General features: G+C 69.5%; 12 protein-coding genes. 10 read left to right on the top strand and 2 right to left on the bottom strand.

Translation table 11 applies throughout. The annotated features are described in order from the left end of the window. The first annotated feature begins 22 nt into the window (after positions 1–22). Positions 23–1,375 carry an adenosine deaminase gene (locus tag ACT3UN_RS05600; protein WP_301442486.1) on the top strand — a complete coding sequence of 451 codons (1,353 nt, stop codon included), beginning with the start codon at positions 23–25 and terminating at the stop codon, positions 1,373–1,375. Here the strand turns inward: ACT3UN_RS05600 and ACT3UN_RS05595 are convergent. Further along, positions 1,372–2,028, bottom strand: a complete 657-nt coding sequence (locus ACT3UN_RS05595; RefSeq protein ID WP_441578785.1) for a LiaF domain-containing protein — start codon at positions 2,026–2,028, stop codon at positions 1,372–1,374. The two genes, ACT3UN_RS05600 and ACT3UN_RS05595, sit on opposite strands and share 4 nt — an antisense overlap. Before the next feature lie 286 nt (positions 2,029–2,314). Here ACT3UN_RS05595 and ACT3UN_RS05590 point away from each other — a divergent pair, with 286 nt between their 5' ends. From ACT3UN_RS05590 to ACT3UN_RS05550, 9 genes are all read left to right on the top strand, one after another. Then, a complete protein-coding gene (locus ACT3UN_RS05590; protein ID WP_441578790.1) occupies positions 2,315–3,298 on the top strand; it encodes a substrate-binding domain-containing protein in 984 nt (327 codons plus the stop codon). Then, positions 3,295–4,296 carry an ABC transporter permease gene (locus tag ACT3UN_RS05585; RefSeq protein WP_301442858.1) on the top strand — a complete coding sequence of 334 codons (1,002 nt, stop codon included), beginning with the start codon at positions 3,295–3,297 and terminating at the stop codon, positions 4,294–4,296. The genes ACT3UN_RS05590 and ACT3UN_RS05585 overlap by 4 nt, the downstream gene beginning before the upstream one ends. Next, positions 4,293–5,069: an ATP-binding cassette domain-containing protein gene (locus ACT3UN_RS05580; protein WP_301442859.1), complete on the top strand. Its 777-nt coding sequence runs from the start codon at positions 4,293–4,295 to the stop codon at positions 5,067–5,069. The genes ACT3UN_RS05585 and ACT3UN_RS05580 overlap by 4 nt, the downstream gene beginning before the upstream one ends. Positions 5,070–5,081: 12 nt before the next feature. Further along, a complete protein-coding gene (locus ACT3UN_RS05575; RefSeq protein ID WP_301442860.1) occupies positions 5,082–5,789 on the top strand; it encodes a hypothetical protein in 708 nt (235 codons plus the stop codon). A 56-nt stretch (positions 5,790–5,845) separates the two neighbouring features. Next, positions 5,846–6,565 (top strand): hypothetical protein, encoded by a 720-nt coding sequence (locus tag ACT3UN_RS05570; RefSeq protein WP_301442861.1) that lies wholly within the window; start codon positions 5,846–5,848, stop codon positions 6,563–6,565. Further along, on the top strand, positions 6,562–8,133 hold the full coding sequence (locus ACT3UN_RS05565; RefSeq protein WP_301442862.1) for a serine/threonine-protein kinase: 1,572 nt from the start codon (positions 6,562–6,564) through the stop codon (positions 8,131–8,133). Before ACT3UN_RS05570 ends, ACT3UN_RS05565 begins: the two co-directional genes overlap by 4 nt. Positions 8,134–8,289: 156 nt before the next feature. Then, complete coding sequence (locus tag ACT3UN_RS05560) at positions 8,290–9,165, top strand: hypothetical protein (protein ID WP_301442863.1); 876 nt, start codon at positions 8,290–8,292, stop codon at positions 9,163–9,165. 1 nt (position 9,166) lies between these two features. Further along, positions 9,167–9,838 carry a hypothetical protein gene (locus tag ACT3UN_RS05555; RefSeq protein ID WP_441578783.1) on the top strand — a complete coding sequence of 224 codons (672 nt, stop codon included), beginning with the start codon at positions 9,167–9,169 and terminating at the stop codon, positions 9,836–9,838. Beyond that, a complete protein-coding gene (locus ACT3UN_RS05550) occupies positions 9,835–10,464 on the top strand; it encodes a hypothetical protein (protein ID WP_301442865.1) in 630 nt (209 codons plus the stop codon). Before ACT3UN_RS05555 ends, ACT3UN_RS05550 begins: the two co-directional genes overlap by 4 nt. 4 nt (positions 10,465–10,468) lie before the next feature. On the opposite strand, the gene ACT3UN_RS05545 is transcribed toward ACT3UN_RS05550, so the two are convergent. Continuing rightward, the gene (locus ACT3UN_RS05545) at positions 10,469–11,956 is read right to left on the bottom strand and encodes an HNH endonuclease signature motif containing protein (protein WP_301442866.1); all 1,488 of its coding nucleotides are present in this window, start codon (positions 11,954–11,956) and stop codon (positions 10,469–10,471) included. Positions 11,957–12,082 lie beyond the last annotated feature (126 nt).

The following is a 12,082-nucleotide window of genomic DNA, read 5'->3' as shown; positions in this document are numbered from 1 at the left end:
CGCGGGGCTATCCTGGGTCACCATGACTGACCCCCGAGACAGTGAATCCCAGGAATCCCAGGAAGCCCAGCAGGCCACCGTGGACCCGGACGTGATCCGCCGGCTGCCCAAGGTCGTGCTCCACGACCACCTCGACGGCGGTCTGCGGCCGCAGACCATCATCGACATCGCCGCGGAGACCGGCTACGAGGGACTGCCGACCACCGACGCCGGCGAGCTGGAGAAGTGGTTCTTCGACGCCGCCAACTCCGGCGACCTGCCCACCTACCTCACCACCTTCGACCACACCACCGCCGTGATGCAGACCCGTGACTCCCTGGTCCGGGTGACCCGCGAGGCCGTCGAGGACCTCGCCGCAGACGGTGTCTGCTACGCCGAGCTGCGCTTCGCCCCCGAACAGCACCAGGCCAAGGGGCTCAGCCTGCAGGACGTCGTCGACGCCACCGTGGAAGGTGCGCGGGCCGGTGAGCGCGCCGTCGCCGAGCGCGGCGGCACCATCCACGCCCGGCTGCTGCTGTGCGCCATGCGCCACGCCGACCGTGCCGCGGAGATCGCCCAGCTCACCGTCGACAACCACGGTGTGGACAGCCCCGCGGACGGCTACGTCGTGGGCTTCGACATCGCCGGTGCGGAGGACGGTTTCCCGCCGTCGAACCACGTCGAGGCGTTCCGTATCCTGCGCGAGAACCTCGTGCCCGTCACCGTCCACGCCGGTGAGGCGGCCGGCGTGGAGTCCATCGCCGACGGCCTGCGTCAGGGTGCCGTGCGCATCGGCCACGGTGTGCGCATCTACGAGGACTTCGACGCCTCCATGAGCGGTATCGCGCTCGGCGAGGTCTCCAGGTTCGTGCGTGACCGGCGCATCCCCCTGGAGATCTGCCCGACCTCGAACACGCAGACCGGTGTGTGCGACACCATCGCCGAGCACCCGTTCAACCTGCTCTACGAACTGGGCTTCACCTGCACGGTCAACACCGACAACCGGCTGGTCTCCGGCTGCACGATGAGCGGCGAGATGATCGCGCTGGCCGAGAACTTCGGCCTGGAGTACTGGCAGTTCCTGGAGATGACGACCAACGCCCTGGACAACGCCTTCTGCGACCAGCCGCTGCGCGCCATGCTGGAGCAGGACGTGATCTACCCGGCCTACGCTGAGATCGGCCGCACCCTGGGCGGTGGCGAGGGGGATGCCGCGGGGCTCACCGGGCTGCACGACGAGTACGACCACGGCCACGCGCATGGTGCGGGTGCCGGCGCCGGCGTCGAGGAGGTCCAGCTGTCGATGGAGAACCTGCGGGCCGAGCTCGCGGAGCTGGGTCTGAGCCTCGACGACGAGGATGACGAAGAAGGCACAGAAGGCACGACCGAGAGCTAGCCGGTCAGCCAGTCCCACCAGCTCTTCTTCAGGGGGACGCCGGGTTCGGCGACGGTGATCTTCAGGTCACCGCAGGTGGCGTGCCCGGTGAGGACGACCACGGGTGCGCCCGGGCTGAGCCGCGGCCCCTGGTCGGCCTTGACGTCGCCGAAGACCAGCGACATCCGGTTCTCCACCCGGATGCCGGGTGGGACGGTGAGCTTCACGTCGCCGAAGATCGAGGTGACGTGCAGATGTGTCGTCGGGGCGGAGAGGGACGCCTCACGCAGGTCGAGCCGGACGTCCCCGAACAGCAGGAAGAGCTTCTCCTGCTCGGCGAGCTGCATGTTGCCGCTGCGTTCGAGGTCGCCGAACCACAGGTTCTGCGAGGGGGAGTTCACCTGGGGGACGCCCGGAGGGGGCCCGACGGTGGGGAAGTCGGGGACCGGGGCCGCTGCCTTGGCGGCGAGTTCCTCGACGTCGCGGTGTCCGTCGTTCCCGGTCACCAGGGCCTCGAGCCGGTCGAAGCGCTCGACGTCGGTGGTGGACCAGACCGCGTCGCTGAGTTCGGAGAACTCGGTCAGGTCGATCCGTCCCTGTCCCACGGCCAACGTGAGGGCGTCGTTGAGGCGGTGGCGGCGCTCGTCGGTGATGCGGTCGGGGAGGGGATCCATGGTTTCAGGGTAGCTGTAACCCAGGACACGGTGGGCGCGGCGGGAGTCTGCTCCCACCTTGAGCCCTCAGGTCGTCGCGGGGCCTGGGAATCGACCTGAGGGCTCGAGGTGGCGGCGGAGTGGTCGGGTCGGGCGGGGAAAGGGGGACCGGCTCGCCCCACCGCAGGTAGAGCCACCTGAACCGATCAACTGTATCGGTAAAGCTGCAGGTCAGCCGGTTTGACTTAACCGCTTCAGAGGCATTGACTAGCGCATTGTGACTTTCAAGAAGCGGCTCCGCACCGTCCTGACCGCCGCCACCGCGACCGTCGGACTGACCACAGCACTCGCCGTCGCCGGCTGCTCCGCCACCGGTGGCGCACCCCGTGCCTCGGACGGGGAGGGAGGCGGCGGCACCGTCGACACCCCGCGCTACGTGGTCTCCATGGTCAGCCACGGTGCCCCCGGCGACACCTACTGGGACCTCGTGCGCAAGGGCGCGGAGGACGCCGCCAAGAAGGACAACATCGAGCTGCGCTACAGCTCGGACCCGCAGGCGCCGAACCAGGCCAGCCTGGTGCAGTCCGCCATCGACTCCGACGTCGACGGCATCGCGCTGACCATGCCCAACGCCAACGCCATCGGTCCGGCCGCCCAGCGCGCCGTGGACGCGGGCATCCCCGTCGTCGGCCTCAACGCCGGCATGGAGGACTACGAGCGCTACGGACTCACCGGCTTCTTCGGTCAGGACGAGGCCGTCGCAGGCCAGAAGGCCGGTGAACGTCTCCAGGAGGAGGGGGCGAAGAAGACCCTGTGCGTGGTCCATGAACAGGGCAACTCCTCCCAGGAGGCCCGCTGCGCCGGCATCGACGAGGGCCTCACCGACGGCTCCGTGGAGATCCTCTACGTCAACGGCCAGGACCTCACCTCGGTGAAGTCCACCGTGCAGTCCAAGCTCGCCCAGGACAACTCCATCGACTGGGTCATGGGCCTGGTCACACCGGTCTCCCTCGTCGTCGCCGACGCGGCCGAGGCCACCGGCGCGGACGTCAACATCGGCACCTTCGACACCAACGCCGAGCTCGTCCCCGCGATCCGCGACGGACGGGTCAGCTTCGCCGTCGACCAGCAGCCCTACCTGCAGGGCTACATGGCCGTCGATGCCCTGTGGCTGGCCAAGCGCAACGGCACCACTGTCGGCGGCGGGCGTCCGGTGTACACCGGTCCGAGCTTCGTGGACGAATCCAACATCGACACCATCGCCGACGCCGCGAAGGAGGGCCTGCGATGATCGGGACCCGACTGACCTCCCTGCTGCGCCGCCCCGAGTTCGCCAGCCTCATCGGCGCGGTGGCGATCTTCATCCTCTTCCTCGTCGTCGCCCCGAGCTTCCGCTCCCTGGACGCGGTCGCCACCGTGCTCTACACGTCCTCCACGCTGGGCATCGTGGCGCTGGCCGTGGGCCTGCTGATGATCGGTGACGAGTTCGACCTGTCGACCGGCGTCGCGGTGACCACCACGGCACTGGCGGCCACGATGATCGCCTACAACTTCCACCTGCAGACCTGGGTCGGCTCGCTGCTGGCACTGCTCATCGCCCTGGCCATCGGCTTCTTCAACGGGTGGATGGTCACCCGCACGGGCATCCCCAGCTTCCTGATCACCCTGGCCACCTTCCTCATGCTGCAGGGGCTCAACCTCGCGGTCACGAAACTGGTCAACGACCAGGTCGCCACCCCGGTGATCTCCGACATGCAGGGCTACGAGTTCTGCCGCCGCCTCTTCGCCGGCTCGGTCCACGTCTTCGGCGTGACCGTGCAGGTCACCGTGTTCTGGTGGCTGCTGTTCGTCGCGGTGGCCAGCTGGGTGCTGTTCAAGACCCGGTTCGGCAACTGGATCTTCGCCGTCGGCGGGAACAAGGACGCCGCCCGCGCCGTGGGCGTTCCCGTCGACCGGGTGAAGATCATCCTGTTCATGACCGTCGCCGCGTCCTGCTGGTTCGTCGGCCAGCACAACCTCTACCAGTTCGACTCCATCCAGGCCGGTCAGGGTGTGGGCAACGAGTTCCTCTACATCATCGCCGCCGTCGTCGGCGGGTGCGCGATGACTGGCGGCAAGGGCACCGCCGTGGGTACCGCCATCGGCGCCCTGATCTTCGGCATGACCAACCAGGGCATCGTCTACGCCGGCTGGAACCCCGACTGGTTCAAGTTCTTCCTCGGCGGAGTGCTGCTCCTCGCCGTGCTCGCCAACAACTCCTTCTCGAAGTACTCGGAGGCCCGACAGTGACCAACCCTGAGACCGCCCCCGTAATCGAGCTCCGCGGCGTCGGCAAGAGCTACGGCTCCTTCCGCGCCCTCGACGACATCAACCTGTCCGTGCGGGAAGGCAGCGTCACCTGCGTCCTCGGCGACAACGGTGCGGGCAAGTCAACCCTGATCAAGACGCTCGCCGGACTGCACGGCCCCACCGACGGCGAGATCCTCGTCGACGGAGAGCCCGTGAACTTCGCCAAACCGCGCGACGCACTGGACCACGGCATCGCGACCGTCTACCAGGACCTCGCCGTCGTCGGGCAGATGCCCGTGTGGCGCAACTTCTTCCTCGGCCAGGAGATGACCGGACGCTTCGGCGTCCTGCGCGAGGCGCAGATGCGCGAGATCACCGCCGAGCGCCTGCAGCGCATGGGCGTCGACCTGAAGGACGTCTCGGTGCCGATCGCCTCGCTGTCCGGAGGCCAGCGCCAGGTGGTCGCCATCGCGCGCGCCCTGTACTTCGGTGCGCGCGTCCTGATCCTCGACGAACCGACCGCCGCCCTCGGCGTGAAACAGTCCGGCATGGTGCTGAAGTTCATCGCCGCCGCCCGCGACGAGGGCGTCGGGGTCATCCTGATCACCCACAACCCGCACCACGCGTACCTGGTGGGGGACCATTTCGTCCTGCTGAACCTGGGTGGCAGCGTGCTCGACGCCGCACGCGACGAGGTCACCCTCGAGCAGCTCACCCTGGAGATGGCCGGTGGCGGGGAACTTGATTCCCTGGCGCACGAGCTCGAACGGTAGGACCATGTCGGTATGACGTTTCCCAGCCTGCTGCCCGGCCAGGTCCTCATCGACGACCAGATCGGCCACCGGATCGCGCTCAACCCCGGTCAGTCGATCACCCTCGGCCGCGCCGCGGAGTTCCCCCTCGGCTCCGACGACGAGTTCATGCACCGCCGTTTCCTGCAGGTCTGGGACTCCGACGGCACCTGGATGATCACCAACCTCGGCGGACGCCTGGCGGCCAACATCCAGCCGCGGGCGAGGAACTCCTTCAGCCAGATCCGTCTGGGACGCGGGGCGAGCCTGCCGCTGCCGCTGGGGGAGTCCGCGGTCGTCTTCGCCACCTCGGTGACCACCTACGAACTCGACCTCACCGTCGCCGCGACGCTGCGTCCGCCAGCCGGGACGTCCGCCACGGGCCCCGCCGCCGGGGCGCCCCTGACCGTCGGGGAGCTGATCTTCAACGAGGAACAGGTCCGCCTCCTGTGCGCCCTCGCCGACCCCCTGGTCCGCCGTCCCGGGACGGACCTGTCCGAGGTGCCGACCGTGAGGGACCTGGAGCAGACCCTGGGATGGTCGCAGAAGAAGGTGAACACCAAGATCGACTACCTCTCCAAGGCCCTCGGGAACAGCGGGGTGACCGGATTCTCCGTCCGCAACGGCAATGCCCCGACCAGGCGCCTTGCATTGGCCAGGTATGCTCAGGAAAACTACTGGTCTCTCAGGAAACAACACTGAACGGTCCCCGGACACGGAGGCTGGCGAGAGGACCGCGAAGACACGGAGGAGACGGAGTGGGGAACAACGACTGGGGCACGCCTGCGCCCGGCGGCAACCCCTGGCGGCAGGAACCCGGTGCCGGGAACACAGGGAACACAGGTAAGTCAGGCCGCGCAGGTGGGCTCGCCACCGGCATCATCGTGGCGGCCGTGGTCGCGGTCGTCGCGGTCGTCGTGGTCGTCGGGCTCGCCGTCGCAGGCATGCTGGCCTGGAACAACACCACCGACGACGCGTCCGACGACGGCGGCTCCCCGCTGCAGTTCACCGCCGTCCCCGAGCCGGAGGTGACGAGCGAGACGAGCGAGACCCCGACGTCCGTCCGGTCGCCGGAGCCCAGCACGTCCAGCGCACCGACCACCTCCAGCACGCCGACCACCACTAGCTCACCCGGCACCCCGTCGGACCTGAGCCCGCGGGGATGGCGCGGCGTGAGCGCGGCGTCCTGCAACTCCAGCGACGAGTGGGTCTACGCCGGGACCAACGGCGAGGACTACGCGGTGGTCTGCCGTGTCGGGGAGCGCGGCGACCTCTACTACCGGGGCTTCTACAACGACCGGTCCGCCGAGTACGACATCGACATGGGCCGCGTCAGCGCGGGACGGTGGGTGACCCGCTCCCTCGACGGCAACGGTTCCCGCGTGGAACTCACCGGGTCGGGCGTCCGGGTCATCGACGGCAGCGGCGACGAGGTGTCCTCCCGCGACTTCACCTGGAGCTCCGAGGACGCCGGGTGAGCGGCTGGGGAGAGACCGGCGCGGACGGTCCAGCCGGTCCCGCCGGTCTCGCCGCCGAGCTCGAGTCCCGGCACAACCTCACCGACCTCACCCCGGTCGGCCGGGGCGGCATGGGGCACGTCTACCGCGCCTACGACCGGGGGCTGCACCGCTGGGTGGCGGTGAAGGCGATCCGTCCGGAGATCGTCGGGCCAGGCGGGCCCGGCGCCGGTGACGGCTACCAGCGGTTCCTCGCGGAGATGAGGACGCTGGCCACGATCCGCCACACCTCGGTGGTCAACATCCACTACGCCGACTCCGCAGACGCGACGTCGACCACCGGTACGGCCGCCTACTTCGTCATGGACTACGTCGACGGCGGTGACCTCGCCGAGGCGCTGGAGGAACGTCGCGGCACCGGACGGCGCTTCAGCGTCGACGAGGCGTGCCGCATCCTGCGTCCCGTCGCCGAGGCCCTGGACCACATCCACCACCGCTCGCCGCCGGTGGTGCACCGCGACCTCAAACCGGCGAACATCCTGCTTCCCCGCGACCCGCACGGCAGCGTGGGCACGACGGCACTGCTCACCGACTTCGGCATCAGCATCGCCGGCGACGACACCCGGGTGACCTCCACCGGCATGGTGATCGGCACGGAGAAGTACATGGCCCCGGAGATCTTCACCATGGCCACCACCTACGGCGCACACAAGGTGGACTACAGTGCGGCGACCGACCGCTACGCACTCGCGCTGATCGCCCTGGAGATGCTCACCCTCACCGCGTTCCGCGACACGATGTCCACGGCCGCGTGGCGGGGCGAGCGGACACTGCCCACGCTCACCCCGGACGCGCTGGCACCGCAGGACGGCCCGGCCGCCCCGCACCTCACCGCGGTGCTGCGCCGGGCGCTGGACAACGACCCCGGGCGCCGGTACCCGACCGCCGTGGCGTTCCTCGACGCGCTCGCCGACCCTGCCGCTCCCGCCGCCCCTGTCTCCGCCAACCGGCAGGACGCGCCGACGCGCGAGGTGCCGGTGAACTGGGCGGCGGCGCCGTCGCCGGCTGCGTCCGGGGCGTCCGTCCGGCGCAACGCGGCGCGCACGCCCGTCGTCGTGCTCGGCGTCCTCGCGCTGCTGGCGGTGGTCGGCGTCGGCGGGTTCCTGGGATACCGCCACGTCGTGACGCCGGCGTGGGACGCCGACGACGCCAGGATCGTCAACGCCTTCCCCTCACTCCTGCCTGAGCGGCAAGGGCAGAGCGGATGGCAGGGGATGACCTGCGACAGCGGCGAGCCCCGCGGCGAGGAACAGGCCCGCGTGACCTGCCGCGGCGACGGACTGACCATGGCCGTCGTCGACTTCGGCAGCGAGGAGGTCCGGGCGTCCTACGTCCCCGCCGAGGGGGCTGCACCGTTCGAGTACGACGGATGCCGGATCAGGACGGTCGATGCCGCCGAGACCGGTGGGGCGATGTCGGTGTTCCCGGAGTCCGCGGACCGTACCCGGTACGCCATGCTGCTGACCGGCGAGGCCGTGGACGAGGCGTCCTCGGCGCTCGACGTCATCCAGGGCATGCCCGTATGCTGATCGGCTGGAGAGGTGAGGGCTCACCGGATTCCAGGTATTCGATTCCAGGTATTCGATTGCCAGACTGATGTATTAGAGTGCCCCTGAACGCCCCAGAGACGGACCAGAGACGGTCCAGTGACAGACCAGAAACGGCCGATAGAGACAAGGACTCCCATGGCGAACTACGACCTGTACACCGAACTTCAGCTCGACAAGGACATGCCGCCGCGGGAGATCGCGGAGGTCCTCGACTCCCGCCTGTCCGACCTGCGCGGTCGGGGATTCAGCGGTGACTCGCCCGAGGTAGACCAGATGCAGACCGCCAGGGCGATCCTCGGAGACCCGTACAAGCGCGACCTCTACGAGGCCGCCCTCAACGGGCCGCAGGACGACGTCGTCAACATCCGGTGGCTGCACGACCTCGCGGACACGCAGTCGCCGAACGTGTCCGGCGGATACGACCTCGTCGGGCAGGGTGTCGACCCGGACGTCACGCGGGAGAATCCTGTCGTGTCGGAGCAGGAACCGCTGATCGGCCAGGACGCCCCGGATCTGGGCGAGTCCCCCACGGAGACCGTGCAGGACGCCCCCGACTATCAGGACGACCCGGACAACCAGGATGCGCAGGACGCGCCGGCGCCGAACTCGTGGCAGCAGCCCGCTGCGTCCTCTGTGCCCGGTGGCTACCGCGGGCCGCAGCACGCCGCACCGAACAACCAGTTCCAGCAGGCGCCGGGTCAGGCACCAGGTCAGGCACAGGGACAGGCGCAGCGCCAGACCCCGCAGCTCGACACGAGCACCTGGGGCGTCGGGTCGCGGTCCCGCAGCGAGTCGAAGCTGTACCTCTCGCTGCTGGCGGTCATCGTCGTCGGCATGATCTACCCGCTCATCGTCCTGCTGACCGCCGGAGCCAGCGACGTGAACGCCGGGCTGTCGGTGATGAAGGCCACGCTGTTCACCCTCGCGCACGTCGCCGCCTGGGTCAGCATCAACGAGATCATCTGGGGCGTGCGCAAGATCGTGGCGCCCGACAACCGTTCGGAGCAGTAGCTTGACGGACACCGGCACGCAGGACGCGACGGCGACCCCGTCGAAGGGGCGGGTGGCGCTCGGCCAGGCCCACGCGTTGGCGACCCACCACCTGGTCGTCGCCGCGGCGACGGGTGTACTCGCCCTGCTGGCGGTAGTCGGACTCGCCCTGCCCTGGGGCAGGACCGTGATCACCGCGGCCACGGCCGGGGCGACCGGCTCGACCGGCGCTGAGGACTCCGACATGGTGTTCACCATCTCCGGCTTCGGTACGGTCACCGGTGCGTTCCACTCGATCGGGCTGCAGGAGACCTGGGTGGACGCGACGCTCCTGTCGCTGGCCTGTGGTCTGCTTCTCCTCGTCCTGGCTGCGGCCGTGCTCATCGGATTCACCGCGCTGCGTCGTATCGCTTCGGTGGTGGTCGCCGTCTGCGGAGCAGGTTTCATCGGGTACGCGGTCTACGGGCTGGTCACGGCACTGGGGGTCGACGACGAACTCTTCTCGACCGACGGCGGACCCAGCGGGCAGGACGCTGAGATCCTGCGGGCCCTGCTCGATTCCGTCCGCACGACGACGGGCCCGGGGGAGTACGTGGTGCTCGTCGCCGGCATCCTGCTGCTGGCGCTGGGGGCGTACTTCGCGCTGCGCTCGTCCTACCCCTGGTCGGCGGCACGTGGGGAAGTCCGGTCGTGACTCCCGGCGGGCGGCAGAGCCCGTGGATTATCGTCGGTATCATCGCCGGTGTCGTCGGCATCCTGGTGCTGGTCGCCGCGCTCGTGCTGGCGTTGACACTGTGGTCTGCGCGTTCGGGGGAGGACGCGACTGCCGCGGACGACGCCGCCCTCGAGCTGACCTCGGTGCAACGCTCGCCGGAGTCTGAACAGGCGTCGGAGACGTCCTCCCCGGACGCGACGCAGGACACCGAGACCGTCACGGTCACCGCCGGGCAGGCCGAAACCCGAACCCAGCCGGAGTCCCCGTCTGAGTCTGAGCCGGAACCCCAGCCGGAACCCCAGTCGGAGCCGGACGACGGATTGGCGTGCGACGGCCGTGGGGTGCTCATCGTCTCCTCGGTGATGGGGAATAGCCCCACCTTCCGTTCGGAGGTGGACGGCGCGGTCGCGGCCAACCCGGGGGCGGTGTTGCTGGAGCCCGGGCACTGTCCCTCCCTGAGGCCGGGCGTGGACGGCACGACGGTCCACCCGGTCGTCGTCGACTACGGCGACGACCGGGAGGCGTTGTGCGCTGCCGCTGCGGCGACCCCGGGGAGCAACGCCCGGCTGCTGGACGGGGACACCTCCTACTCCAGCCCGTGCTGAGGCGTCACGGCGGATCCCCGCTGGTCGTCGTGTCCTTGTCCTTGCTCCCGTTGCTCCCCGGTTTCTTCTCTCCCGTCCTCTTGCGCAGTTGATCACGGTAGAGGCGGCGCCTCGCGGCACCGGGGTGGCGGCGCACCGTGGGGTGGTCGTTGTGTACGGCGGTCCGTGTCGGGTCCTCGCCGACGGGCGGTGTCCAGATGACCCGGCGCCCTGTGCCGTCTTCGGCGGTGACGGTCCACCACCGGTCCGGGTTGGTGCGGGAGTCGTCCACCCGGGCGTGCATGGCGGGTGAGACCAACGTCAGGTTGTCGAGGTCGGTCGCGCCGCCGGCGCTCCACCCGTCGATGTGGTGGACGTGGCAGTGCGCGGGGGCGCTGTCGGTGCCCGGTGCCGAACTGATGCCCTCCTCGCCGACGAGGGCGAGGTACTGGTCCAGGCTCCCCAGTCTGCGGGAGCGGCCGAAGCACAGCGTGCGGCCGTCCACGCCGAGAACCTGCAGGCAGGTCTCCAGGCGGTCGGTGTCCTCCAGCAACGTCGCGGCGGGGACGTGCACGCCCACGTCCGTCAGCGCTGTGCCGGTCCGTGCGATCAGCTGTTCGACCGGCATGACCGCGACGATGGTCGTCGCACCGCGGCCGGGGTTCAGGGCCCGTCCGGGGCCGTAACCGGCGTGGACGGCGGCGGCGAGCGCGTCGTGACGCCGCTGCTCCGGGGTGCGGTCGTCCTCGGCGGCGGCGTCCTCGTCCAGGAGGTCGCCGGTCTTGGCGTGGTCCGCCATGAGACGCTGCATCGACGCCGCGAGGTGCGGGGTCAGGGTGCCGCGGATCGGTGTCATCCCGTCCACGCCCTGCCGCCCGAGCGTCAGCGACCTCATCCTGCGGTGGTCCTTCTCGGTGTAGGGCTCGTCGGCCCCGACGAGGTCCAGGAGGAAGTTGCGTAGGGAGTCGAGGATGTCCGGCCCCTGCTTCCTGGCGAGGTCGGCGACGGGTTCGTCGGCGATGCGCGTGATCTCCGGCTGGATCGCGGCCGGCAGCGCCCGGATCTGACGGTCGACTTTCTCCACCCCGGCGGCGTCGAGGAGGCCTTCACCGACCAGTTCTGTCAGGTGCGGCATGTGCTCGACGTGCGGCGCGGTGGGGTCCGGCCCCCACGGGTCCGGCCGTTCGGCGGTGCGGGACCAGCCGGTGAGACGGGTCTTCGCGTCCCGCAGCGTCGTGTTGAGGATCTCGCTCAGTGCACGGGCACGTCGCTGTGGTCCGGCGGGGAGGTCCGCCTCGTGGGCGGAGATGAATGAGGAATCGGCCAGGGCCAGCTTCTTCCTGGCCCGTTCGAGCTTCTGCACGGCCTGCAGCCGGGAGGACTCGTCCATCCTCGACCAGGTCTCGGGGCCGTGGGCGATGACGTCCTGCACCGCGGAATCGAGCCGGTCCAGCGCCTCGCACAGGTCGGTGGTCGACCCGACCAGACCTGCAGGTGGTTCCGTCTCCGACATCCCCGCCGCCCCTCTCGATCATGTGTTCCGTTGGCCCGCCCTACATGAATCTTCTATCTGCCAACTAACAGTAATGTTCGAAAAGGTGTTCGTCAAGGGTTCTGCGCGAGAAAGTTTCCCGGACCT

This window comes from Corynebacterium sp. AOP12-C2-36, assembly GCF_052379185.1.
Taxonomy (GTDB): domain Bacteria; phylum Actinomycetota; class Actinomycetes; order Mycobacteriales; family Mycobacteriaceae; genus Corynebacterium.
Note: the sequence above shows the minus strand (reverse complement) of the source record. Positions and strands in the feature narration are given on the sequence as shown.